The organism is Lentzea sp. NPDC058436 (assembly GCF_042721515.1).
Taxonomy (GTDB): Bacteria; Actinomycetota; Actinomycetes; order Mycobacteriales; family Pseudonocardiaceae; genus Lentzea.
The window spans coordinates 1,379,202-1,404,578 of record NZ_JBHXLF010000002.1 but is presented as its reverse complement, the minus strand read 5'-3'; the positions used below and the strand labels follow the sequence as shown (position 1 = coordinate 1,404,578).

Sequence of the window (25,377 nt, the reverse complement as noted above, 5' to 3'; positions counted from 1 at the left end):
CACCGGAAGGGATCTCGCGTGTCCGCTCCGGCGACGACGACCACCCGGCTGGACGCCCTGCTGATCACCGGCGCGCTGCTGGGCGCCAACGCGGCCAGCTACGTCCTCACCATCGCGGCCGCGCGGGCCCTGGCACCCGCTGTCTTCGGCGAGCTCAGCGCACTGCTCGCACTGGTGGTCATCGGTGTCGTGCCGGCGATGAGCCTGCAGACTGTCGCCGCTCTGCGCGTGACGAACCTCGGCCCGCGCCCGCTGTTCGGGCTTGGTCTGAGCGTGAGCGCGGGCATGACCCTGCTGACCCTGGCTCTCGTGCCGTTGCTCGCCCGACTGCTCCACCTCGACGGACCGTGGCCGGTGGTGTGGCTGGCGCTCTCCTTGGCGCCTTTGACGGTCCTCGGCGTCCTGCACGGACTTCTGCAGGGCACGCACCGGTTCGGCGCGCTGGCGTTGCTGGTGTCGCTGGAGGGTCTCGGCAAGGTCGGCGGTGGGGTCATCGGGTTGTGGATCTCCCCCACGTCCACGTCGGTGCTGGCGGGGACGGCCATCGGCTCGTTCCTCGTCGTGCTCACCGGGTGGCGGCTGTGCGGCAGTCCCCGCCCGGCCCGTCCCGCCGGCGGCTCCGACGTGCTGCACGCCTCGCAGGCCATGCTGGCGCTGGTGCTGCTGGTCAACCTCGACCTCGTGCTGGCCCGCCACCAGCTCGCGGACCTGGCGGGCGGCTACGCCGTCGGGGCGGTCGTCACGAAGATCGCGTACTGGCTGCCGCAGGCGGTCGGCGTGCTGGTGCTGCCGCGCATGGCGGACGCGGACGACCGGCGCCGCATGCTGCCCAAGGCGCTGGCGGTGTGCGCGGGGCTGGACGCCTTCGTGGTGGCCGGATGCGCGCTGTTCGGACCGCTGGGCGTGTCGCTGATCGGCGGCGCGAACTACCACGGGGAGGCGATCCCGTTGTGGCAGTTCGCCCTCGTGGGGTCGTGCCTGGCCTTGGTGCAGTTGTTGCTGTTCTCGCGGATCGCGAGCGGGGACCGGCGGTCGACCGTGGCCGTGTGGATCGCGGTCGGTGTCGAGGTCGTGCTGATCACGGTGTGGCTCAACGGGTCCGTCGGGCAGGTGGTGACGGGGGCGTTGCTCGCCACGGCCGGGCTGGTGGTCGCGGGAGCGGTCATCGAGGTGCGCGGGTCCAGGCGAACCTGATCACCGCGCAGCGGGCTCCACCGGGCCGGTGCGCTCGGCTTCCTCCTCATCCGGTTCGCCCCGCCGCCCGAACGGCCCGAACGCGGCCGCCACCACCGCCGACACCGCCACCAGCAGCGCGGCCTGCGCCACCGGCACGTAGGCCCACTCCTGCCCGTGCCCGAGGATCCGCCCGAGCACCGCGACCACCGACCCCAGCGCGACCCCGCCGACCGCGATCACCTTCGGCGCCGCCGCCCAGAACTCCCGCGCCAGCAAACACGCGATCACCGCCACGATCGGCAGCATGCCGCCGAGAACCGCCAGCAGCACGAGCATCGCGACCATCAGCCACCGTCCGGCCGACGGCGCCACGAACTCCACCCGCCGCCGCACGGGCAGCGCGGCGAGCACGAGGACCGCCAGCACGCCGAGCGCGCCCACCAGCAGGCCGGTGCGGTAGCGGGTGTCCGGGCCGAACTCCAGCGCCACCGCGCCGCCGTCGCCCTCGGGCAGGACGTACGCCTGCTGCCAGCCGTCGACCCTGACCTTCTCCAGCACCTGTCCGTTCAACGTCGCGGTCCAGCCGTCGTTGACGTTCTCGGGCACCACGAGCAGTGCACGGGCACCGGCGGCCACGGTGACCCGCCGGTCGGTGGCGTCCCACTTCCCGATGGTGACTTCTCGATGCGTCGCAACGGGTTTCGCGAGGTCGACGTGGGTCACGGACACGTCCTGCACCACGAACGAGTCGGACCGCGACGTGGTGAGTACGTGGTCGCCGGCCGGCAGCTCCAGCGCCGTGGCCAGGTCGTCGTCGCACAGCACGGCCTTGAGCGGGCGGTGGTTCACGACGTCGCCGAGCACGCCGGTGACCGAGCTGTTGATCTTCACGCCGTCCACGTCGATGACCGGGCCCTTGCCGCACGGCACGGTGAACGGCGTCGTGGCGGGCACCGGCTTCAGCACGCCGTCCAGCGCGGGCACCCGGAGCTCGCCGATCTCGGCCGGTCCGCTGCCGCCGGACTCGCGCACGACCAGTTCGAGCTTCTCGGTGTCCGCCGGTTTGATCGTGACGAGACCCTCCGCGCCGACGCGCACGACCTCGGTGCCCGCGTCGGTGCGCACCTCCAGCTCCACGGGGGTCCTGGAGCCCTTCGGACCCTCGATCCGGAACTCGGAGACGGTCCGCTTGCCCTTCCACGCCAACGTCAGCGTGGGCCGCAGGTCCGTCACGTCCGGCACCCACGCCGTGCCGAGGTCGTCGTCCACAGCGGACAGTGGGCTCGCCGCGACGTCACCCGCGAGCGCTGAGGTGCCCGTCGCGGTGACTCCGTCCGGTGCCACCGGGTTCTGCGCGCCGGCGGCGGGCACGACGGTGGCGTTCACGGCGAACTTGCCCGCGGCCGAGGTGCGGAACAGGCGGGTGAGGCCGTTGATCTCCTCGCCGAACCGGGACAGGGACGAGTCGCAGCGCACCGCGCCGTCGGTCCGGTAGCAGGCGGGACGCGACTGGCTGCCCCTGGTGAACGAGAAACCGGGCTTCGCCGCCTCCTCGTCGCGGGGCACGCGCAACGCCCGCTGCGCCGTCATGCCCGGCACGCTCAGCTCCTTGACGCCGACGTTGCCGTCCTGCCGGTCGGCGGCGACGCCGAGGACCGTGACCCGCACGCTACCGGTCAGCCCGGAACTGACCGGATACGCGTGCCGACCGCCGCCCGCCGGAACGTCGTGGTCGGTCGCCCCCGTGTCGGTGGTGATCCTGATGCGGGTGACCGCCCACCCGACCCGCAGGTCGTCGACCAGGTCGAGCGTCACCTCGCCGACCGAGCGCGGCGTGTCGAGGTCGATCTCCAGCCACTGCCCGACGGGCCCGGTGAAGCTCGACGAGTGCCACGCGGAGCCGCCGTCGCCGTCCACCGCCGCGAACGGCGAGTTCGCCGGGTCGATCGCCCCCGCCGCGTCGGCGTAGGCGGTCGAGGTGGACGCGCGGACGGCCCGGATGCCGCGGTACTCCGCCACGGTCTGGTGCCGCACGTCCTGGAACGGCGACACGTCCAGCGCCACGCGCCCCTGCCGTGACGCCTCGTCCGCGGACATCGTCTGGCTGAGGTTGTCGGAGACCCTGCCGACGTTGCGCTCCTTGCGCCGCAGGCCGTCGGTGACGAGCAGTTCCGCGGACTTCTCCGTCGAGTCACCGGCGAGGATCGCGGGCTGGTCGGCCTTGAGCAGGCCCTGCGACAGCAACGGCAGCAACGACTCCGGCCCGCCGCTCACCGTCGGCACGTCCGCGGCGTTGACCGCCGTCACGGCCGGTACGGGCCGTTTCACCTCGAAGATCTCCAGCGATCTGCCGGTCGCGACCGCGTCGACCGAACTGACGAGCCGCTGGTCGCTCATCCGCACCTCGGGGCCGAACTCGGCGACGCGCTCGATGCCGGGTGAGCCCTGGAGCGCCTGGCGCAGCACGGTGAGCGGCGGCGACCCGGTCTGTTCACGAGCGATGTCGTTGCGCAGCAACAGGAACCGGTACCCGCCCCTGGCGAGGAAGTCGGCGAGACCCGCAGAGCCGCGGCCGTCCGCGAGCGCGTCGTAGACGGCGTCCATGAACCGGGTGTTGCCCTCGGAGCCCAGCGGCACCTGGTTGCGCACCGCCCACGGCGACTCCGCGAGCGACTGCATCGGCTCGTCCACCGTCCTGCCCCAGGTGTACTGGCCGAAACCGGTGGCGGGCAGCAGCAACGTCCGCGCGCGGGCGTCCTTCTCCGCGAGCCATCCCGCCGCCTCGCGCCAGTGGCCGGGCACGTCCGACCAGCCGAGACCGGGCCGCAGGGTGAGCAGCCACGCGGGGGCCGCGACGACCGCGATCAGCAGCAGCGCCACACCCGTGCGCACGCGCCGCCGCCAGTGCTCGGGAGCGGCCCGCACGCCGGTGGGGCGGGAGAGGTGCAGGCCGTGCACGAACCCGAGGACCAGGCACAACCGCAGCACCGGTTCGAACTTGTGCACGTTGCGCAGGGGCGCGAGCGGCCCGTCCAGGAGGCCGCGGACGACCTCCGCGAGCGGCGAGTCGAGCGACCCGACGTAGCCGACGGTCAGCAGGGTCAGTCCGGCGAGCGTGCCCAGCACGAGGAACCGGCGTTCCGGCAGTCCGAGGCGGGCCAGGCCGACGACGCCGATCAACGCCACAGCCGCCGTGCCGGCCATCAGCACCGGGTTGTCGACCAGGATGAACCCGTTGGGCCACCACGGTTCGCCCTGCAGCACGTACGCGACCCACTGGTTCGTACCGCGCAACACCTGGAACAACGACATCGGCGCGGTGGTGTTCGCCGCCGACTCGATGTAGTCGAGGAACGGCAGGCTGTACCGGCCGAGCAGCAGCAGCGGGACGATCCACCACAGCGCCACCAGGACGACCGAGCCCGCCCACCACAGCACGAGCCTCACGTGCCCGCGGTTCCACTTCCGCGTCAGCAGCCAGATCCCCGGCAGGACGAGGGCCATCACGACCATCGCGCCGTTGACGCCGCCCATGCCGAGAACCGCGAGCGCCGACAGCGCGGCCGCGCGCCGTGGCGACCCGATCCGGTCCGCCCGCACCAGCGGCAGCAGCACCCACGGCAGCATGACGGCGGGCAGCATCTCCGCCGACAGCGGCCCGATCTCGGTCAGCACGCGCGGGGCCAGCGCGTAGGCGAGCGCACCCGCGTACCTCGTGGGCTCCTGGCCGATGCCGAGCGCGCGGGCGAGTCGCAGCACCCCGTAGAACGCGAGGCAGAGCAGAAGCGCGCACCAGAGCCGTTGGGTGACCCACGCCGGTACGCCGAGGATCTGACCGGCGGCGAAGAACGGGCCCATCGGGAAGAAGTAGCCGTAGGCTTGGTTCTGCAGCTCCCCCGCCGTCGCCGCGGGGTTCCACAGGTGCAGCGCCCTGCCGAGGAAGCCGACCGGGTTGACGACCAGGTCGAGCTTGGTGTCGAACGTGGCCGTGCCGAAGCGCTGGGCGAACGACAGCACCGTGAGTGCGAGGAGCACCCACGTCGTCGGGTTCCGGTGTGCGATCTTCAGGCTCTTGATGGCGCAGGAAGTTACCACCGGGTAGTGCTCGCGGGCGACTATCGCTATCTTGGGCCACCACGACCGTTCTGGGGCGCATCCAGGCAGGTGGCGATGACTTCTTCGACCGCGTTCGAGCAAGCGTGGGAGCTGGGCGACCAGGTTCCCGGCTGGTTGACAGTTGACCAGGCCACCATGCTGTGGAGAGCCGCCTCCCGGCTCGGGCCCGGCGCGCGGATCGTCGAGATCGGCAGCCACCAGGGCAGATCCACCACCGTGCTCGGCATCGCGGCCAGGTCGGTCGGCGCGACCGTCGTCGCCGTCGACCCGTTCGTCGAGGGCATGCTGTTCGGCGGCACGCCCACGCGCGTCCGGTTCGAGAAGAACGTCGCCCGCGCCGGCCTGACGGACGTCGTGCGGCTCGAACCGTCGTACAGCACCGAGCTGCGCAAGCGCTGGGACGAGCGCATCGACCTGCTGTACATCGACGGCAAGCACGACTACTGGACGTACACCGACGACATGCTGTGGTCGGAGAACCTCGTGCCGGGCGGCGAGATCCTGGTGCACGACGCGTTCTCGTCCATCGGGGTCACCAGCGGCATCCTGGTGAAGGTGCTGTGCGGCAAGCGGTACACATATGCAGACCGGGCGGGCTCACTCGCGCGCTTCCGTTTGACGCAACCGGGATGGGCCGATCGCAGGCGCCTGCTCGCCGAGATGCCCTGGTTCCTGCGCAACGTGGGGATCAAGGTGCTGCTGCGCCTGCGGCTGCGACCCGTCGCGCGGCTGTTCGGCCACGACGGGAAGTACGACCCGTACTGATCCGTCTACTGTGGACGGCAGGCGGGCGGCTGGCAGAGCATGGTGCTCAGCGCCTGCGCGAAGATGTCGCTGATGCCGGCGGGGTCGACGGTCGTGAACGACCGGCCCCCGGTGGCGTCGGCGATCCTAGTCAGCTCGTCGACGTCCACGTCCGGCCCCATGCCGATCGCGATGACGGGCAACGGCCTGCGCTTGTCCTGCAGCTTCGCCAGCTCGTCCAGCAGCTCGCGCTGGCTGATCGAGTCGGGGTCCTCGTTGCGGCCGTCGGTCATGATCGCGACGATGTTGATCCGCCCGAGCTCCCAGTTCTTCCTGGCCTCCCGGTAGGCGGCCAGCGTCGTGTCGTAGAGACCCGTGGCACCGTTCGCGGTCGCCCGCGTCGCCCGGACCGCCGCGACCGCCTGCCCGCTCGCGAGGTGGTCCTTGACCGACGCGAACGGGATGATCTCCTTGTAGTCCTTGTCCCCGTCCAGCCTGGTGGAGAACTTCCACAGCCCGATCTGCGTGCCGGGCTTGAACATGCCCAGCCCGCGCTCGGCCGCCGCGACCGCCAGCGCCATCCGCGTCGTTCCCGTCCTGGGCACGACCTGGTTCATCGAACCCGACACGTCCAGCACGCCCAGCACCCGCGCGGTCAGCGTGAGCCCGCTCCACAGGCGCAGCGTCTCGTCCACGAAACCCTGGTCCAGCCCGGCGGCCTTGTCGTCGGGAGCGCGCAGGCCGAACCTGTCGAGGTTCGGCGCGGACCGCAGGCGTGACAGGAACTTCTCCGCCCCCGCGCGTTGCGCCTCCCCCGCGTCGGGCAGCACGACGTACGGGAAGTCCAGCGATGGCACGGGGTTCTCCGGCGCGACCGCCGTCAGCCTGGCGGCACCGGGTGTGGAGTTGTGCCGTTCGAGGGCCTGTTCGGAGGTCGGGAACACGTCCAGCGGCCGCGTGAACAGGTCCTCCGCGCGTTCGGCGTAGTCGGCGGACACGGGCCGGATGGACGCGACCGTCGCGGCAGCCGGGTCCTTCTCCCCCGACGCGAACCCGCGCATCGCCAGCAGCGCGGACAGGCTGGCCGGGTCCTTGGCCGGGTCGGCGATGCCACCGACCGCCTTGGCGCCGGGCCCGATCAGCTCGCGCCAGTTCTTGCCCTTCGCCGGATCCTTCACGGCGAGCACGACCGGTGACAGCGCCACCGAGATGCCCGACTCGGGCACGCGCCAGGCGCCGGAGTCCCGCGCCTGCCGCAACCACATCGTCGACTCGGGCACCCACACCGAGGGGGACCCCGTGCCGTCGACGAGCCTGGTCATGGTCTCGCGCGCGGGTTCCGCTTTGACCTCGACGCGGTAGCAGTCCTCACCGGTGCCGAGCTGGTCCGCGATCTCACTGAGAGCGGGTGCCACCGCGGGCGCGGCGGTGACCAGGACCGTCGCCGGATCCGTGCAGCGGGTCGCGTTGAGCCGGTCGATGACGGCGTCCCCGCCGATCCAGGCGACGACGGACAACACGAGCAGCACCGAAAGTCCGACGACGGGCGCCGTCACCCGCCGTGGTCGCACCATGGCGGACACCTTAGACAACCCGCCCTGGCACCACCAGAACTCAGCGGTTCCGGTTTCAGGCCGTCGCGTTCGACCGGCCGGGAAGGCTGAACCGTCCACAGCGGGACGACTTCGAGGCGTCGTTTTGAACGGTTCTTCACGACGCGCCACGGGTAGTCCGCGGAGGTTTCTTTCGGTTAACACTGAAGCAATCGAGGGTGCTGAGCTTCTGCCGTTGTGCGGCCTGCTCGGCGCGGTGCTTGGGTTGCACCATGCGCAAGAGAGCCATCTCCGTCACCAGGACGATCCCGGCGCCCGCCGAACGGATCTTCGACCTCCTCGCCCGGCCCGCCGGCCACCAGCTGATCGACGGCTCGGGTTCGGTGCGCGCGGCCAGGCCCGGCGGACCGGACAGGCTCGCGCTCGGGGACACGTTCGGCATGGACATGAAGCTGGGACTCGCCTACCGGATCGAGAACACCGTCGTCGAGTTCGACGAGAACCGCCTGATCGCGTGGCGCCACTTCAACGGCCACCGGTGGAGGTGGCAGCTCGCCCCTCTCGACGGCGGCGTCACGGAGGTGACGGAGACGTTCGACTGGTCGACCGCGCGGATCCCGCTGCTGCTCGACCTGTCGTCGTTCCCGCGGCGGAACAAGGCGGCGATGGAGAAGTCGCTGGAGTTGCTGGCGGCGCACTTCGCTGAGTGAGGAGGAAGGCGGGCACCAGCCCTTCACGCCACCGCCCGAGACACCAGCCCCGGCACCCGCACCACCTGAGACACCGACACGGGTCGCCTCCTGGTCGCCGTCCGCCCTCCACCCTGATAGGAAAGATCAGGTGGGCACACGACCTCGCTTCGACCTCGCCGGCAGGACCATCGGGCTGCTCGTCCAGCGGCTGCTGAAACTCCCTCCCGCCACCGATCGCGACGTGACCGTGGAGCGAGATCTGCGGATCCCCACCCACGACGGCCAGACCCTGATGGCGAACCACTGGGCGCCGGCCAATCCGGCGCCGAACGCGCCCACGGCCGTGGTCAGGACGCCGTACGGGCGCACCGGGCCGCTCGACTGGTTGTACGGACGGGCACTCGCCGAGCGGGGGCTGCACGTGCTGACGGTCAGCTGCCGGGGCACGTTCGGGTCGGACGGCGACTTCCGGGCCATGCGGCACGAGCGCGAGGACGGGCTGTCGACGTTGCGGTGGCTCGCGGAGCGGCCTTGGGCGAACGACGTGGTACTGACCGGGAGCAGTTATCTCGGGTACACGCAGTGGGCCATCGCGGTGGAGGCTCCCGTGCGGGTCAAGGCGATGGTGCCGCACGTGACGTCGTCGCGGCTGGCGCTGGCGTTCCTGCGGCCCGACCGGCCCGAGTTGGAGACGCTGCTGGGCTGGTCGGTGAGCACGGCCACGCAGGAACGGCCGGGTGGGCTGTGGCGAGCACTGCTCGGCGTTGGGCGCGGGCGGGTGCGGAAGGCCATGAGCACGTTGCCGCTGGTCGACGCCGACACCGCCGCGCTCGGCCACGCCTGGCCGTTCTACCAGAAGTGCCTGCACCACGACCAGAACGACCCGTACTGGAAGAACGAGGACCACTCCCCGACCGTCGGCGACGTGACCGTTCCGGTCAGCTCGATCGCGGGCTGGTACGACATCTTCCTCGCCGACCAGCTCCGCGACTTCCAGGTGCTCAGGGCCGCCGGACGTGACGCGCACCTGACGGTCGGGCCGTGGTGGCACGGGCACACCGGCGGGATGGCCGCGGTGCTCGGCGACACGGTCGGCTGGGCGGCCGCCCACGGCCGCGGGACCGAGCCGCCGCGCAAGCCGCCGGTCCGCCTGTTCGTGATGGGTGTGGACGAGTGGCGCGACTTCGAGGAGTGGCCGCCCACCGGGTACAGCCCTCAGCGCTGGCACCTCGCTCCCGGAGGCGCGCTGCGGGCCGAGCCGGGTTTTCCGGCGCCGCCGACGTCGTTCACCTACGACCCCGCCGACCCGACGCCGTCGGTCGGCGGGCCGAAGCTGGAGAACCGCGGCGCCGGGCCCGTCGACAACCGCAAACATGAGGCGCGCGACGACGTCCTGGTCTTCACCTCGGACGTGCTGGAGTCCGACGTCGAGGTGATCGGCGAGGTCACGGCCGAGGTGTGGCTGCGCGCGGACCGGCCGTCGTGCGACCTGTTCGTCCGGCTGTGCGACGTGGACGGGCGGGGCAGGTCGCTGAACGTCTGCGACGACCTGGTGAAGGTGCGGCCGGACGGCGTCACGAAGGTGACCGTCGAGCTGTCGCCGACCGCGCACGTGTTCCGGCGCGGGCACCGGATCCGGGTGCAGGTGTCAGCGGGGGCGTTCCCGCGCTTCGCCCGCAACCTCGGTGACGGTGAACCGACTCGCACGGCGACCAAGCCGTGGAAGACCTCGGTGGAGATCTTCCACGACGCCGAGTACCCGTCGGCGGTACTCCTGCCGCAGAAGTAGGTCCTCAGTGGATGGTGGAGTCGAAGCGCAGCAGCACCTTGCTCGACTCCGCCGGCTCGCGTGCGGCCTTCATGGCCTCCTCCACCTGTTCCACGGGGTACTCGGCGGTCACGATCGGCGTGAACAGGTCGCGGTGGCGCGCGATCACGTCGAGAACAGGTGCCATCCCGCCCGCGAACCGGCTCGACCCGGACAGCACGAGCTCGCGTCCGACCGCGAGGTGGACTGGAGCGGTGACCCCGGCTCCGGGCAGTTGCCCGACCTGGATCAGCGTTCCGCCTGGCCTCAACGCACCCAAAGCGACGGCCAACGCCTGCGCCGCCCCTGACGACTCGAAGGCCACGTCGGCAGCAGGAAGCTGCTCCCCCGCCTTGACGACCGCCGTGGCGCCGACGCGGAGCGCCGTCCTCAGTGGACGGTCGTGCAGGTCGGTCGCGGTGACCGACGCCGCGCCCGCGATGCCGGCCAGCGCCACCACCAGCAGCCCGATCGGCCCTGCTCCGGTGACCAGGACGTGCCGGCCACGAACACCATCCGCCAACGCCTCGGCACGGGCGAGCGCGTGGGCGGCCACCGACGCCGGTTCGGCCAGTGCCGCCGTGCGCAGGTCGAGTCCCTCGGGTACCGGGACCAGCCGGTGGCCGGGCACGAGCAGGCGGTCGGCGAACCCTCCGTCGGTGTGCGGACGGCGTGCCGCGCTGCCCAGGTAACGCAGGTGCGGGCAGAGGTTGTCGCGTCCGGCCAGGCAGAAGTCGCACCGCCCGCACGTGTCGGCCGGGTGCACCGCGACGGGCGTTCCGGCGGGTGGACCCGAGCCGTCCGAAGCAGCGACCCGAACGATGCCGACGACCTCGTGCCCGAGCACCATCGGGTCCACGAGCACGGACTCGCCGACCTCGCCGCTCTGCCAGTAGTGCAGGTCGGAACCGCAGATCCCGCCGTACGCGACGTCCACGACGGCGTCACTCGTCCCAGCCGGGACAGGAGGCAGTGAGCGCACGTCCAGCCGACGAGCGCCCAGCACCGTCACCGCTCGTCCCACCGGTGTCACGGTCATGTCAGATCACCGCCGTCAGGCCGCCGTCGACGTAGATGACCTGTCCGTTCACGAAGTCCGACGCGGACGACGCGAGCCACACGGCCGGGCCCGCGATGTCGTCGGGGGTGCCCCAGCGACCAGCCGGGGTGCGGCCGGTGATCCACCCGGTGAACTCCGGGTCGGCGACCAGGCTGGCGTTCAACTCGGTGTCGATATATCCGGGTGCGAGCCCGTTGACCTGGATGCCGTGCCGCGCCCACTCCGCGCACATCGACCGGGTCAGGCCGCCGAGTCCGCTCTTGGCGGCGGCGTAGGGCGCGGTCGTCGGGCGCACCAGGTGGTTCTGGACCGAGCAGATGTTGATGATCTTGCCGCTGCCTCGGGCGATCATGCCTCGGGCGACGGTCCGGCCGACGACGAACGCGCTGGTGAGGTTGACGTCCACGACCCGCCGCCAGTCCTCGACCGGCAGGTCGGTGAGCGGCCCGCGCACCTGGATCCCCGCGTTGTTGACCAGCACGTCCGGGTGGCCGTGCTCGTCGAAGAGCCTGGCCAGCGCGGCTTCGGCGGCCTCGGTGTCGGAGACGTCGAACGCGCACGTCAGGACGTCGTCGCCGAGCTCAGCGGCCGCCACCTCCAGAGCGGACGCGTCGGGACTGTTGAGCACCACACGCGCTCCCGCGGCGAGGTAGGCCTCGGCGATCGCACGGCCGATGCCGCGCCGCGAGCCGGTGACCAGCGCCAACCGGCCTGCCAGGTCGAAAGTCGGCAAAGTCAGTTCCCTTCGGATGGGCCGAGCACCTCGGCGCGGGCTTCGCGCACGAGAGTGCGGGACGCCGCCTCCGCCGCGGCCTCGTCGCCCGCCGCGACGGCGTCGACGAGCTCGGCGTGGCGGACGAGGGACAGAGCGGTGGCGTCGCCGAACGAACGGTGTCCCGTGTACCGGGCGTGCAGGGTGGCGAGCACGGTCTGCACCAGCTGGCTGAGCACGTCGTTGTGCGCGGCCCGCAGCAACGCCTCGTGGAACGCGGTGTCGGCGCTGGCGAACTCGTGCGGTTTCCCGTCCTGGAAGGCGGCTTCCATCCGGGCCAGCGAGTCGCGCAACGTCCGCACGGCCTCGTCGTCGCGTTCGGCGGCCGCGCGCTGGGCCGCCACGGGTTCGAGGGCTTCGCGCAGGGTGAGCAGCTCGCCGAGCTGGCGGCGCGAGTCAGGGCCCTCCGAGCGCCAGGCGATCACCTGGGGGTCGAGCAGGTTCCAGGCGTGGACGGGCCGGACGACGGTGCCGACGCGTTGCCGCGGCTGCACCATGCCGAGCCCGGTCAGGGTCCGCAACACCTCCCGCACGACCGACCGGGACACCCCGAGCTCGGTCTCGATCCCCTCGGTGGACAGCACCGCACCGGTCACCAGCTCACCGGTCGCGATGCGGCGACCGATCACGTCGACCACCTGCGCGTGCAGGCCGCCGGGTCCACTCAGCGGGTTCACATCGCCTCCTGCTTGCGTATGATAAATCATACTTTAACGAACGGGGTAGGTATGCGAGTGATCAACGTGGAGACGTTCCTCGTCGCGCCGCGCTGGATGTTCGTCAAGGTCTCGACGGACGCCGGCATCGACGGCTGGGGCGAGGGTGGGCTCGAAGGATCGGCCGACGTCACCGCGGCGGCCGTCACCGCGCTGGCCGAACAGCTCGTGGGCGAGGACCCGACCCGCATCGAAGATCACTGGCAACGTCTTACCAAAGGCGGCTTCTACCGCGGCGGACCCGAGCGCTCTTCGGCGGTCGCGGCGCTCGACCAGGCCCTGTGGGACATCGCAGGACGACGCCTCGGCGTACCGGTGCACGAACTGCTCGGTGGTCCTGTGCGCGAACGCGTCCGCGTCTACGGCTGGATCGGCGGCGACTCCCCCAGCGACGTGGCCGCGGCGGCCGCGGCCCAGCGCGAAGCCGGCATGACGGCCGTGAAGATGAACGCCACTGCGCAGTTCCCGCCGCTGCCGAGCGCTAGGGACGTCGCGGAGGTCGCCGACCGCGCCCGGCAGGTCAGGGCGGCGCTGGGCGACGAACGGGACTTCGCCGTCGACTTCCACGGCCGGGTCAGCGCCGCCGCGGCACCGCGCCTGATCGAGGCGGTCGAGCCGTTCGACCCGTTGTTCATCGAGGAACCGGTGGTCCCGGAGCAGAACCACACGAACCTCCGGCGGCTCGTCGAGAGCACCAGCCGCCCGATCGCCACCGGGGAACGGCTCTTCTCCCGAGCCGACTTCCTGCCCGTCCTCCAGGCAGGGGTGCGGGTGGTGCAGCCCGACCTCTCGCACGCGAGCGGGATCTCCGAGGTCCGCCGGATCGCCACGCTCGCCGACACGTTCGGCGCGCTGCTCGCCCCGCACTGTCCACTCGGGCCGCTCGCGCTGGCCGCGTGCCTCCAGGTCGACTTCGCCACGCCCAACTTCCTGATCCAGGAGCAGTCGCTGGGCATCCACTACAACCGCACCGGCGAGTTGCTGGACTACCTCCTCAACCCGGAGGTGTTCACGTTCGCCGACGGGCACGTCGCCCGTCCCACGGGTCCCGGGCTCGGTGTCGAGATCGACGAGGGCGCCGTCCGGAAGGCCCACGAACGCGGCATGCGGTGGCGCACGCCGATCTGGAACCACCCCGACGGGTCGTTCGCCGAATGGTGATGTGCGCAGGGCGCAACAACGCGCGCATTTAGTGCCGGAAATCTTGACAGCAAAGGGGCCCCACCGCAGTCTTCGCCGCAAGACGTGCTTATTTCGCACCAGGGTGTGCACATCGCGCAACAAAGGAGTTCGCCATGAACGTTCGCCGCACCCGGACGACCATGACCGCGCTCGCCGCCGCGGCCTTGCTCGTTCTCACCGGCTGCACGAAAGCATCCGACGGCGCGCAGCAGGAATCGAACCAGAACATCGCGAAGCTGACCGGCTCGACGGCGTTCAACGACGCGAAGCTCGGTGAGCTCGCCGGCAAGATCAAGGCGGCCGTGCAGGGCAAGGACCTCGCCTCGGTCCGCGTGGCGATGGTGATCAACAGCCCGTCCGCCTACTGGACCGAGGGCCGCACCGGCATGGAGAACGCCGCGAAAGAGCTTGGCGTGCAGGCGAACTTCCAGGCTCCCGCCGGTGGCGACCTGAACACCCAGCTGTCCATCCTGGACACCCTGCGCGCCGACAAGATCGACGGCTACACCGTGTCCGCCGTGGACCCGAAGGCCGTCGCCGGACCGGTCGGCACCGCCCAGAAGGCCGGGATCGGCGTCGTCGCGATCGACTCGCCGCTGTCCGGAACGGCCGAGCCGACCGTCTATCTCGGCACGCCGAACACCGATGCCGGTCAGCAGGCGGGAGAAGCGATGAAAACGCTTCTGAACGGCACCGGAAAAGTCGCGATCCTGACCGGTTCGCTGACCGCCGAGAATGCGGTCCAGCGCATCGCCGGATTCAAGAAGGCGCTCGAAGGAACGAACGTCCAGATCGTCGACACGCTCAACGACGACGCCGATCCGTCCAAGGCGTTGTCGAATGCGCAGGCGGCACTGCAGGCCAATCCCGACCTGAACGCCTTCTACACGGTGTGGTCCTACGACGGCCCGGCGGCCGGTCAGGCGGTCAAGGCTGCGGGCAAGTCCGGCAAGGTGCTGATCGTCGCCGACGACGCCGAGCCGAAGACCGTCGAGTTCGTGAAGGACGGCACGGTCCAGGCGATGATCCTGCAGCGGCCGTACCAGCAGGGCTACCTCGGCGTGTACGTGCTGACCGCGCTCAAGGTGCTCGGCAAGGACGCCACGAACGAGCTGCTCAAGCCGTACCTGGAGCAGAAGGACGGCGCGAGCACGCTCAGCTCCGGCATCGGTCTCGTCACCGGCGACAACCTGCAGACCTACCTGGACGACCTGAAGAAGCTCGGCGTCACCTCATGACGGCACGTGTCGAGGCGACCGGGCTGCGCAAGCGGTACGGCACCGTCGAGGTGCTCAACGTCGACCGGCTGGAGCTGCGCGGCGGCGAGGTCGTCGCGCTGCTCGGGGAGAACGGCGCCGGCAAGTCGACGCTGATCAAGGTGCTGACCGGCGCCACGGCCGCCGACGAAGGCCACGTCACGATCGGTGGCGCGCTCCTGCGCAACGGCGACCCGGCGCACGCCCAGGAACTCGGCGTCGCGATGGTGTCGCAGGAGTTCCCGCTGGTGCCCGAGCTGTCCGCGGCGGAGAACCTGTTGCTGGGCAGGCACGTCGGCGGCCTCCTGTTCGACCGGAGGGCGACCGAGCAGGCGGCGCGCGACATGCTCGCCAGGATCGACGTGGACATCCCGGTGCGACGGTCCGTCGCCCGCCTGTCGGTGGCGCAACGGCAGCTCGTCGAGATCGCGAAGGCGCTCGGGCGCGACCCGTCGGTGCTGGTGCTCGACGAACCGACGTCCGCGCTCGGGCCGGTCGAGTCGCGCCGCGTTCTGCGGTGCGCCCGCGACCTGGCCGCGCAGGGCAAGGTGGTGATCTTCATCGGCCACCGGCTCGACGAGGTGCGCGAGATCGCCGACCGCGTGGTCGTCCTGCGCAACGGCCGGATGGTCGCCGACCTGACACCGGAGCAGGCCACGAACCAGGCGATGATCAGCGCGATGGCGGGCGACGAGGCCGAGGTCCTCGTCGACGGCGACCCTCCCCCGGCGGGCGACGACACCGTGCTCACCGTGCGGGCCCTTGAAGCCGCAGGGATCGGCCCGGTCGACTTCGAGGTCCGCCAAGGCGAGATCCTCGGCGTCGCGGGTCTCATGGGGTCCGGCCGCAGCCGCCTGATCCACGCGCTGATGGGCGCCCTGCCGACCACGGCCGGTGTGATGCACCTCGACGGAAAGCCTTACGCACCACAGCATCCCGCCGACGCCGTCCAGGCCGGTGTCGGGCTGATCCCCGAGGACCGCAAGCACCAGGGCCTGCTGCTCGACGCGTCGGTGCGCTGGAACATCTCGCTCGCCTCACTCCCCCGCATCGCGCGACGCGGTTATCTGCGGCCGCGCGCGGAGAAGGCGTTCACCGACGAGGTCCGGAAGTCGGTGCGGGTGCGGTGCGCGACGCAGGAACAGCCGATCGGCACGTTGTCCGGCGGCAACCAGCAGCGCGCGATCTTCGGCCGCTGGTTCGCCACCCGCCCGAAGCTGCTCCTGCTCGACGAACCGACCCGCGGCGTCGACGTCGGCGCCAAGGCCGAGATCTACCACCTCATCGAGACCTTCGCGGCACAGGGCATGGCCGTCGTCATCGCCTCGTCCGAGCTCGAAGAGCTGATGCGGCTGACGCACCGGACGGTCGTGCTCGCGGGAGGCCGGGTGACCGCGTCGCTGGAGCGCCACGAGTACAGCAAGAACGCGCTGATGACCGCCGCCAACAACGTCTACGAGGAGGTGAAGGCGTGACCGCCACCCTGACAGAACGCGGGGTCGCCGGCTCGTTCCTGCAGACCAAGGAACTCGGCGTGGTCGGGGCGGTGGTGGTCGTCTTCGCCGCCTTCGCCTTCGCCAACCCGAACTTCGCGAGCGCCTCGAACCTGCAGACCATGGGCGTCGACCTCGCCCAGTACGGGCTGCTCGCGCTCGGCGTCAGCTTCGTGATCATCACGGGCGGCATCGACCTGTCCGTCGGCTCGGTCGTCGCGCTCTCGGGCGTCTGGTCGGCGTGGCTGAACGTCCACGCCGGACTGCCCGACCTCGTGGCCATCGTCGTCACGCTGCTGACCGGTGTCGCCATCGGGTTGGTGCACGGCTTCGCGGTCACGTTCCTGGGACTGCCGCCGTTCGTCACGACGCTGGTCACGCTCGTGGCCGCTCGCGGTGCGGCTCTCGCGCTGACCCAGGGCTTCCCGATCGACGGCATCGGCGAGACGTTCGGCAGCATCGCCCAGTACCGCCTCGCGGGCGTCCCGGTGCCCGCACTGCTGTTCGTCGGCGCGTGCGTGGTCGCGTTCTTCTTCCTCGAACGCACCCACGTCGGGCGTCAGGTGTACGCGGTAGGCGGCAACGCCGAGGCGGCCAGGCTCGCGGGCATCCGCACCCGCCGGCGGATCATCCTCACCTACGTCGTCAGCAGCACCTGCGCGGCGGCCGTCGGCATCCTCGTCACCGCCCGCCTCACCGTGGGCCAGCCCGGCGTGGCCGTCGGCTGGGAGCTCAACGCGATCGCGGCCGCCGTGATCGGCGGGATCAGCCTCAGCGGCGGTGTCGGCCGCGTCCTCGGGGTCGCGTTCGGCGCGATCCTGCTGGTCTGCATCAACAGCGGCCTCGTGATCCTGCACGTCTCGCCCTACTACCAGCAGATCGTGCTCGGCGCGGTCCTCGCCGTCGCCATCGTCACCGACCGGCTGCGCGCTCGCAGGTCCGAGCGCCTCCAGAGTTGAGGACACCACCCGTGAAACGCATCCTGCTCGCAGCGCTGTCCCTCGTCCTGACCGCCACCGTCGCCACCGCCGTCCGCGCCGAGGCCGCGGACCCGACGTTCACCATCGTCGAACCCGCCAGCGGCAACGTCCTGGGCCTCACCCGGTCCGGTGCCGATCCGGTCGTCACCGTCGACCCGTACGCGAACGATCGCCGGCAACTGTGGCGGCTGGTCGACATCGGCGAGGGCTACTCCCGGATCGTCAACGACGGCACCGGGAAGTCCCTGTCCACGGTGAACGGCCAGTCCGGCGACGGCGCTGTCGTGCACCTCTGGGACTTCCTCGGCACGTTCCCCGACCAGCACTGGCGCGTCACCGACACCGGCGGCGCCGTCACGATCGCCAACCGCGGCACCGGAAACCGGCTGCTGTCCACGAAGGACGGTCAGACCGCCGCCGGGACCGAGACCCAGCTGTGGAGCCGGACCGACGGCCGCGCCGGGCAGACCTGGAAGCTCGTGCCCACCGCGCTCGAACGCGCCATCACCGTGCGCAAGGACGTCGTCAGCCAGGCACCGCGCACGTCGGTCGCGACCGGCATGGAGGACGTCAACCACGAGATCTACGGCGGCATCTACAGCCAGCTGATCTTCGGGGAGGCGTTCCAGGAGCCAGCGCACGACGCCGGCGTCAGCGGGATGTGGCGTCCGGTCACCACCGGCACCGCGAAGGGTTCCCACGCGCTCGACACGACCGCGCCGTTCAAGGGCAAGCAGGACCAGCGCGTCACGTTCGTGTCCGGCCGCGGCAGCGTCGGTGTCGAGAACCGCGGCCTGAACCGCCAGGGCATCGGCGTGGTCGGCGGCAGGCCGTACGAAGGCAAGATCACGTTGCGCGGCGACGCCCGGCAGACGGTGAACCTGGCTCTGCAGAACGAGGACGGCAGCCAGACCTACGCCAGGACGTCGGTGCGCACGCAGGGAAGCGGCTGGCGCACCTACGACTTCTCGTTCACCTCGTCCCGCACCGACGCGCACGCACGGTTCGTCGTCGAGCTCACCTCCCCCGGCACGATCGACCTCGGCTACGCGTTCCTGCAGCCGGGCAGTTGGGGCAGGTACCAGGGCCTGCCGGTGCGCAAGGACGTCGCCGACATGATGGTGCGGCAGGGTTTGCAGGCGATCCGGTTCGGCGGCTGCGCCAACAGCGGGTGCGGCGACGTGTCCGAGTACAAGTGGAAGACCATGATCGGCGACCCGGTCACGCGGCCGGTCACCAAGGGCTTCTGGTACCCGTACGAGTCCAACGGCTGGGGCATCTTCGAGTTCCTGCGGCTCGGTGAGGCGATGGGCATCGAGGCGGTGCCGTCGCTGAACGTCGACGAGACCCCGCAGGACGTCGCCGACCTCATGCAGTACCTCTACGGCCCGGCTTCCTCGACGTGGGGCGCGAAGCGGGTCGCCGACGGACACCGCGAGCCCTACACCGTGAACCGCATCCAGCTCGGCAACGAGAACGCCGTCGACGAGACGTACTGGCAGAAGTTCAGGGCACTCGCCGACGTGATCTGGGCGCACGACCCGAAGATCAAGCTCGTCGTGGGCGACTTCACCTACAGCGACGTGATCACGGATCCGTTCAACTTCACCGGTGGCGGCAAGGTGAACACCCTCGCCGCGCACCAGAAGATCCTGAACTTCGCGAAGGAACGCGGCACCGAGGTCCAGTTCGACATCCACCTCTGGACGCAGAACGTGCGCGACGTGCCGTCCCAGATCCGCGCGCTCGACAGCTACGTCGACCAACTCGGCAGGATCTCACCCGGCGCGAACTACAAGGTCGTGGTGTTCGAGCTCAACGCCGACAGCCACGACCTCGCCCGCGCCATCGGCAACGCCTACACGATCAACGCGTTGCAACGACGGCCGAAGATCGACGTGATCGCGTCGGCCAACGCCCTGCAGGTCGACGGTCAGAACGACAACGGCTGGAACCAGGGCCTGGTGTTCTTCAACCAGCTGCAGGTCTGGGGCCAGCCGCCGTACTACGTGCACCAGATGAAGAGGGCGTCCGCACAGCCCGGGGTGCTGCGCACCGAGGTCACCGGCGGCGACGAGCTGTTCGACGTCACCGCGCTGACCGACGGCAGGAAGCTGACCATCGACGTCGTCAACGGCACCGACGCGCCGTTGATTTACACGCTGAAGCTCGACGGCGTGAAGGGCCGTGCGGCGGTCAGCGTTCTGCAGGGACGACCCAATGCGGTGAACACGGCCGGGAACCCGCGCAACACGGTTCCCGAGCAGTCCACTGTGGACCTATCGTCCGGTTCGGTGACGTACACGTTCCCCGCCCGCTCGTACACGTCGTTCCGGATCGGATAGGAGGACCGTGCGCACCTACCAGGCTCAGCCGTGCCTCGACGAACGCGCGGAGCACGCCGAGGGACCGCTGTGGGACGACGTCCGCGAGGAACTGCTGTGGGTCGACGTCTACGCCGGGCTGGTCCGGCGGGCGCGGTGGGACGCACCACGGCTCGTGCCCGTGCGGACGTACTCGCTCGGTGAGGCGGTCGGCGCGGTCGTGCCGTGCGCCGACCCCGAGGACGGCTGGGTCGTGGCGAGCGAACTCGGCTTCGCCCGGCTGGGCACCGACGGGTCGGTGCGCACGCTCGCTGAGCCCGAACGCGGGCGCGGCACCCGGATGAACGACGGCGCCGCCGACCCGCGAGGCCGGTTCTGGGCGGGCAGCATGGCCCACGACCGCACGCCGGGCGCGGGCACGTTGTACCGCCTGGAGGGCTACGAGGCGGTGCCGGTCCTCACCGACGTGACGATCTCGAACGGTCTCGCCTGGCGCTCCCCGGACGAGTTCTTCTACGTCGACACGCCGACCCAGCGCGTCGACCTGGTCGACCGGGACGGCAACCGGGAGCGTGCCTTCGCGATCGACCCCGCCCTCGGCGCCCCGGACGGCATGACCATCGACGCCGAGGGCGCGCTGTGGGTGGCGATGTGGGGCGGGTCCGCCGTGGTGCGGTTCAGCCAGGACGGCGAGGTGCTCGCCCGCGTCGAGGTCGCGGCCACCCAGGTCAGCAGTTGCTGCTTCGGCGGCCCTGGCCTCACCACGTTGTTCGTCACCACCTCGCAGGAGGGGTTCACGCCCGAGCAGTCGGCGGCCGAACCCTTTGCGGGCAAGCTCTTCGCCGTCGAGACGGGTGTCGCCGGGCTGGCGGCGGATCGCTACCGGCCGGAAGGAGAAGGTTCATGACCGGCATCGCACTGGTCGGGTGCGGCGCGATGGGGGAGATCGTCGCCCGCACCGTTTACCCGGCGCTCGGGCTTGCTGCCTCGGTCGAGGGCGGCGCTGTCCGCACTGGCGCGGTCCGGGAAGGCGGCACCGCCCGCGCCTCCGCGACCCAGCAAGGCAGCACCACCCGCCCCACCGCGTTCCACGAAGGCCGCACCGTCCTCGCCGCCGCGATCGACCCCAACCCCACCCGTGCCGCCGCGGTAGCCGACCTGACCGGCGCGCGGCCCTTCACCTCGCTCGCGCAAGCCAGGAACGAACTCGACATCAGCGCGGTCGACGTGCGCGTCCCCCACCACCTGCACGCCCCGGTGGTGCTGGAGGCGCTCGCGGCCGGCTGTCACGTGCTCGTCGAAAAGCCCTTCGCCACCACTCTTCACGACGCCCGCACGATGGTCGCCGCGGCGGAAAAGGCCGACCTCGTGCTGGCAGTCGCGGAGAACTACCCGCACCTGCGGGCAGTCCGAGACGCCCGCACAGCGTTGGACGCGGGTGTCATCGGGGAGATCGTCGCCCTGCGGTCCACCCGCGCCTACCAGGTCGGCGGGGTCTGGGTGCGCGACGGCTGGCGGCACGGCGGCGGGCCGTCCGGCGGGATCCTGCTCGACCAGGGCACGCACCAGGTGAGCCTGCTGCGCCACCTCGGCGGGCCGGTCGAGGCGGTGGCCGCGGCCGGTGGTGCCGACACGGTCTCGCTCACCCTGCGGATGGCGAGCGGTGTCGTCGCGCAGTCCGTGCTGACGTGGTCCTCCCCCGGTCCGGCGGCGCAGGCCGAGGCGACCGTGCTGGGCAGCGGCGGCCGGCTCGACGTCGTCGTCGACTACGAGGCCCACGAGGGCGGTTGTGACATCTGGACTCCGGGCAGGGCTGAGCGCCTGCGCAACGAGAACTACTACGACAGCCACCGGTTGATCGTCGAGGACTGGCTGCGGTCCATTTCGGACTCGGCGGAACCCGTTGTGCCGGGCCGGGAAGGGCTGGAGGACCTGGCCGTCGTGCTCGCGGCGGCCGAGTCGCTGGAGAAGGGCGGGGTCTTCGTGGAGGTCGACTCCGGGGCGGGGAGCTGACATGTCCCAGTCCGTCGACAGGGCGGCGGTCATCCTCGACGCGTGCGCCCGCGGCCCGTTGCGGCTGTCCGACCTCTCCCGATTGCTCGACGTCCACCGCTCCACCGCGTTGCGCCTGCTGCAGACGATGGAACGGCACCGGCTGGTCCGGCGGCTCGACGACAGCACGTGGGCCATCGGGTTCGGCCTGATCGGCATGGCGCTGGAGAGCCTCGACCGGATGGACCTGCGCACGGCCGCGCGGCCCCGGCTGGAACGGCTGGCGCGCGAGGTCGGCCACACCGCCCACCTCGCCGAGCTCGTCGGCAACGACATCGTCTACGTGGACAAGGTCGAGGGCCACGGCGCGGTGCGGATGGCGTCGCGGATCGGCGCACCGGTCCAGGTGCACACCGCGGCCGTCGCGAAGACGATTCTCGCGGGCCTGGCACCGGAACGGCGTGACGCGATCCTCGCGGCCACGCGGTTCGAGCGGTTCACCGCGTCCACGATCACCAGCCCGTCGGACTTCGCCGTCGAACTGGCGCGCGTGCGCAGGCAGGGCTACGCCGTGGACGACGGCGAGTTCGAGAGCGTGCTGGCCTGCATCGCGGTGCCGGTGCGCGACCACACCGGCAGCGTCCACGCCGGGGTCTCGATCACGGCGTTGTGCGCGCTCGAACCGCTTGAGCGCCTCAAGCGGCACCTGCCGCTGCTCTGGCAGCTCGCGACCGAGATCTCCCAGCACCTGGGCTGGGACGGGACGGCGGGGGTGCGCCGCCATGCCGTCTGACTTCTTCGAACGCCACCTGGTGGTCCTGCCCGCGATGGTGATCCTGCGCGGGCACGACGTGAAGACGACGCTCCGGTTGTGCCGCGCTGCCTACTCCCAGGGCGTCGCGCTCATCGAAGTTCCCTGGCACGGCGAAGAGTCCCGGCAGTCGCTGATCGCGGCAGTCGACTGGGCACGCCCGCTGGCCGGCGTGACGGTCGGTGCGGGAACGGTGATCTCCCACCAGGTCCTCGACTCCGTCGCGGAGGTCGGCGCCACCTTCACCGTCGCGCCCGGATTCAACGCCGAGGTGGCGGCGGCCAGCGTCGAACGAGGCCTGCCGCACCTGCCCGGCGTCGCCACCGGCACCGAGGTCGGCACCGCTCTGGCCGCCGGATTCCGTTGGCAGAAGGCGTTTCCCGCGAGCGTGCTCACGCCCGCGTGGGTGACCGCGTTGCACGGACCGTTCCCCGGCGTGCGGTTCGTGGCCACCGGCGGGATCAACGCCGGCAACGCGCGGTCGTTCCTCGACGCGGGAGCCCGTGCGGTCTCGTTCGGCAGCTCCTTCACCCCGGAAGCCCTGTCCGCTCTACGAAACTGACGTGCGAGAACGGAGTACAACGATGTCCCAGCACTCCCGTCGTGTCTTCTTAGGCGCCGGTGCCGCTCTGGCCGCCGCTCCCCTGGTCCCGCCCGCGGTCGCCGCGGCGAAGCCGTCCGGCCGGGCCGGGCAGGAGCTCCTGCGCGACACGTTCGGTCCCGTCGCCGGCTGGGAACGCCGTGGCGTCGTGATGAGGCAGGACCTGCCGTGGGAGACCTCGCTGTTGCAGGACCCGTGTCTCGTCTACAACCAGGGCGGCGGCCCGAAGTTCAAGCTCTGGTACGGCTCGCTGTACTACGTCGGCTACGCCACCAGCGAGGACGGCGTGACCTGGACGAAGAAGCCCGACCCGGTGCTGGTCCGCTCGATCGACGCCGACCACAACAACCTCAACCAGCCCAGCGTCGTCTACCGCGACGGCACCTGGCACATGACGTACTTCGGCATCGACGCCTCCGGCAAGGGCCGCGTCCTCTACGCCACCGCGTCCAAGCCCGAAGGCCCGTGGACCAAGCACGGGGTCATCCTGGAGTCCACCGCACCGTGGGAGGACGACTACATCTACAACTCCGCGCTGTACTACGACGACCGCGAACGCACGTGGAAGATCTGGTACACCGCAGGCAAGATCGCGTCGGCGGGCGGCGAGCCGGAGTACATCTGCTACGCCACCGCCCGCAACCCCGCGGGCCCGTGGACGAAGTACTCGGGCAACCCGATCCTGCGCCCGATGAAGGACGGCGGCTGGGCGTCGCTCGGCATCGGCGGCCCGAACGTCCGCCGCACCCGAGACGGTGGCTACGAGATGCGCGTCGTCGGCTGGCAGGCCGACTACCCGTCGCGCGGCGGCAAGCTGCTGTCCCGCGACGGCGTCACGTGGGAGCTCACCCGCGCGAACCTCGACCTCGATCTGGGAGTGGTCGGCGGACCAGAGGACTCGATGGTCTACCGCACGTTCGTCGTGAACCACAACGGCGCCGACCACGTCTTCTACAACGTCAAGAACCACCGCCCCGGCTGGAACGAGACCATCCAGCTCGCGGTCTGGCGCGACCGGTTGCAGATCGTCGACCCAGCGAAGTGGACGGTCACGCAGGGCGTCGCGATCCCCAGCGGCGCCTCGTTCGAGGTGAAGGACAACCGCGCCACGACGCTCGGCAACGCGGCCGGCGCACCCACGCAGACGTTGCAGGGCAACGTGCCCATCCGCACGCTGAACTACGAGCTGTCAGCCGACGTGACCCCGCACAGCACCACCGTGGCCGACCGGGATGCGGTGCTCATGACCCGCTACACGCAGCGCGACTCGTACTACTACGCGGGAATCGCCTCGTGGGGCAACAAGTACGCGATCGGCGTGGTCGACGGCGGTGCCAACGCGAAGCTCGTGGGCGTGGGCTCGGCGGCCGACATCGTTCCCGGCGAGAAGCACTCGCTGAGGTTCGCGGTGCGCGGCTCGACGCTCACGCTGTTCGACAACGGCCGCGAGGTGCTGTCCGTGGTGGACCCGACGCTGATCCCGCAGGAGAGCTACGTCGGGCTGCAGAGTTCCACGGGCACGGGCAGGACGTCGTTCGCGAACGTGTCGGTGCGCGCGCTCTAGTGAGCCTGGCCGTAGTCCGACGGGCGGGTGCGGAGTTTGGCCGCGATGCGCGCCAGCGCCTGGCGGTCGGCCTTGTTCAACGGGTCGAGCACGAGCTCCCGCACCGCCCGCACGTGCACCGGCGCCGTGGAGACGACGAGCTCGTGACCGGCGTCGGTGAGCGCGGCGAGGGTGTAGCGGCCGTCCGCCGGGTCGGGTGAGCGCGTCACCCAGCCGCGCTGTTCGAGCCGCTTGACGACGTTGGACAGCCGCGAAAGCGAGCCGTTGGTCAGGTACGCGAGCTCGCTCATGCGGATCACGCGGCCCGGCGCCTCGGAGATCTGGCTCAGCGTCATGTACTCGAACAGCGTGAGGCCGGACTGCTGGTGCAGCGGCGCCTCCAGGCGGCCCGGCATCAGCAGCGCCAGCGAGATGAGACCCGTCCAGGCCTCCTTCTCGTCGGCGTCGAGCCAGCGCGGAGCGTCTCGGTCGGGTTCGGGGTCTGCGGCCACCCGCACACCCTACCGGGCCCATTTGACTTCACGCTTGAAGTGACTGC

At 70.9% G+C, this 25,377-nt stretch carries 20 protein-coding genes; 14 read left to right on the top strand and 6 right to left on the bottom strand.

The features are described 5' to 3' along the window. The first annotated feature begins 18 nt into the window (after positions 1–18). Entirely contained in the window at positions 19–1,194 is a 1,176-nt protein-coding gene (locus ACFWN2_RS13645) for a polysaccharide biosynthesis protein (protein ID WP_382427394.1), read from the top strand. On the opposite strand, the gene ACFWN2_RS13640 is transcribed toward ACFWN2_RS13645, so the two are convergent. Beyond that, positions 1,195–5,271, bottom strand: a complete 4,077-nt coding sequence (locus ACFWN2_RS13640; RefSeq protein ID WP_382427392.1) for an alpha-(1->3)-arabinofuranosyltransferase — start codon at positions 5,269–5,271, stop codon at positions 1,195–1,197. A 75-nt stretch (positions 5,272–5,346) separates the two neighbouring features. Here ACFWN2_RS13640 and ACFWN2_RS13635 point away from each other — a divergent pair, with 75 nt between their 5' ends. Further along, the gene (locus ACFWN2_RS13635) at positions 5,347–6,057 is read left to right on the top strand and encodes a class I SAM-dependent methyltransferase (RefSeq protein ID WP_382427390.1); all 711 of its coding nucleotides are present in this window, start codon (positions 5,347–5,349) and stop codon (positions 6,055–6,057) included. A gap of 5 nt (positions 6,058–6,062) precedes the next feature. Here ACFWN2_RS13635 and ACFWN2_RS13630 read toward each other — a convergent pair whose 3' ends face one another. Beyond that, complete coding sequence (locus ACFWN2_RS13630) at positions 6,063–7,610, bottom strand: substrate-binding and VWA domain-containing protein (protein WP_382427389.1); 1,548 nt, start codon at positions 7,608–7,610, stop codon at positions 6,063–6,065. 251 nt (positions 7,611–7,861) lie between these two features. On the opposite strand from ACFWN2_RS13630, the gene ACFWN2_RS13625 reads away from it, so the two are divergent. Both ACFWN2_RS13625 and ACFWN2_RS13620 read left to right on the top strand, forming a co-directional pair. Further along, positions 7,862–8,299, top strand: a complete 438-nt coding sequence (locus ACFWN2_RS13625; RefSeq protein WP_382427387.1) for an SRPBCC family protein — start codon at positions 7,862–7,864, stop codon at positions 8,297–8,299. A gap of 130 nt (positions 8,300–8,429) precedes the next feature. Beyond that, complete coding sequence (locus ACFWN2_RS13620) at positions 8,430–10,070, top strand: CocE/NonD family hydrolase (RefSeq protein WP_382427385.1); 1,641 nt, start codon at positions 8,430–8,432, stop codon at positions 10,068–10,070. Positions 10,071–10,074: 4 nt separating this feature from the next. Here the strand turns inward: ACFWN2_RS13620 and ACFWN2_RS13615 are convergent, their stop codons facing one another. From ACFWN2_RS13615 to ACFWN2_RS13605, 3 genes are read right to left on the bottom strand one after another with little or no spacing between them, the layout of a single operon-like run. Then, on the bottom strand, positions 10,075–11,127 hold the full coding sequence (locus ACFWN2_RS13615) for an alcohol dehydrogenase catalytic domain-containing protein (protein ID WP_382427383.1): 1,053 nt from the start codon (positions 11,125–11,127) through the stop codon (positions 10,075–10,077). A gap of 1 nt (position 11,128) precedes the next feature. Then, positions 11,129–11,881, bottom strand: a complete 753-nt coding sequence (locus tag ACFWN2_RS13610) for a glucose 1-dehydrogenase (RefSeq protein ID WP_382427382.1) — start codon at positions 11,879–11,881, stop codon at positions 11,129–11,131. A gap of 2 nt (positions 11,882–11,883) precedes the next feature. Next, the gene (locus tag ACFWN2_RS13605) at positions 11,884–12,597 is read right to left on the bottom strand and encodes a FadR/GntR family transcriptional regulator (protein WP_382427381.1); all 714 of its coding nucleotides are present in this window, start codon (positions 12,595–12,597) and stop codon (positions 11,884–11,886) included. Between the two features lie 51 nt (positions 12,598–12,648). Here ACFWN2_RS13605 and dgoD point away from each other — a divergent pair, with 51 nt between their 5' ends. The 10 genes from dgoD to ACFWN2_RS13555 all read left to right on the top strand — a co-directional run bounded on the left by dgoD (position 12,649) and on the right by ACFWN2_RS13555 (position 24,839). After that, complete coding sequence (gene dgoD / locus ACFWN2_RS13600; RefSeq protein WP_382427380.1) at positions 12,649–13,797, top strand: galactonate dehydratase; 1,149 nt, start codon at positions 12,649–12,651, stop codon at positions 13,795–13,797. 134 nt (positions 13,798–13,931) lie between these two features. After that, entirely contained in the window at positions 13,932–15,056 is a 1,125-nt protein-coding gene (locus tag ACFWN2_RS13595) for a substrate-binding domain-containing protein (protein ID WP_382427378.1), read from the top strand. After that, positions 15,053–16,549, top strand: a complete 1,497-nt coding sequence (locus ACFWN2_RS13590; protein WP_382427377.1) for a sugar ABC transporter ATP-binding protein — start codon at positions 15,053–15,055, stop codon at positions 16,547–16,549. Before ACFWN2_RS13595 ends, ACFWN2_RS13590 begins: the two co-directional genes overlap by 4 nt. Next, a complete protein-coding gene (locus ACFWN2_RS13585; protein WP_382427376.1) occupies positions 16,546–17,526 on the top strand; it encodes an ABC transporter permease in 981 nt (326 codons plus the stop codon). Before ACFWN2_RS13590 ends, ACFWN2_RS13585 begins: the two co-directional genes overlap by 4 nt. 11 nt (positions 17,527–17,537) lie before the next feature. After that, complete coding sequence (locus tag ACFWN2_RS13580) at positions 17,538–19,892, top strand: RICIN domain-containing protein (RefSeq protein ID WP_382427374.1); 2,355 nt, start codon at positions 17,538–17,540, stop codon at positions 19,890–19,892. A gap of 7 nt (positions 19,893–19,899) precedes the next feature. After that, positions 19,900–20,778 (top strand): SMP-30/gluconolactonase/LRE family protein, encoded by an 879-nt coding sequence (locus tag ACFWN2_RS13575; RefSeq protein WP_382427373.1) that lies wholly within the window; start codon positions 19,900–19,902, stop codon positions 20,776–20,778. Beyond that, on the top strand, positions 20,775–21,884 hold the full coding sequence (locus tag ACFWN2_RS13570) for a Gfo/Idh/MocA family protein (protein WP_382427371.1): 1,110 nt from the start codon (positions 20,775–20,777) through the stop codon (positions 21,882–21,884). The genes ACFWN2_RS13575 and ACFWN2_RS13570 overlap by 4 nt, the downstream gene beginning before the upstream one ends. Position 21,885: 1 nt before the next feature. Then, a complete protein-coding gene (locus ACFWN2_RS13565) occupies positions 21,886–22,656 on the top strand; it encodes an IclR family transcriptional regulator (RefSeq protein WP_382427369.1) in 771 nt (256 codons plus the stop codon). Beyond that, positions 22,646–23,236, top strand: a complete 591-nt coding sequence (locus tag ACFWN2_RS13560; protein ID WP_382427368.1) for a bifunctional 4-hydroxy-2-oxoglutarate aldolase/2-dehydro-3-deoxy-phosphogluconate aldolase — start codon at positions 22,646–22,648, stop codon at positions 23,234–23,236. The genes ACFWN2_RS13565 and ACFWN2_RS13560 overlap by 11 nt, the downstream gene beginning before the upstream one ends. 22 nt (positions 23,237–23,258) lie before the next feature. Next, the gene (locus ACFWN2_RS13555; protein WP_382427366.1) at positions 23,259–24,839 is read left to right on the top strand and encodes a hypothetical protein; all 1,581 of its coding nucleotides are present in this window, start codon (positions 23,259–23,261) and stop codon (positions 24,837–24,839) included. On the opposite strand, the gene ACFWN2_RS13550 is transcribed toward ACFWN2_RS13555, so the two are convergent. Beyond that, entirely contained in the window at positions 24,836–25,330 is a 495-nt protein-coding gene (locus ACFWN2_RS13550; protein ID WP_382427365.1) for a MarR family winged helix-turn-helix transcriptional regulator, read from the bottom strand. The two genes, ACFWN2_RS13555 and ACFWN2_RS13550, sit on opposite strands and share 4 nt — an antisense overlap. Positions 25,331–25,377: the final 47 nt, after the last annotated feature.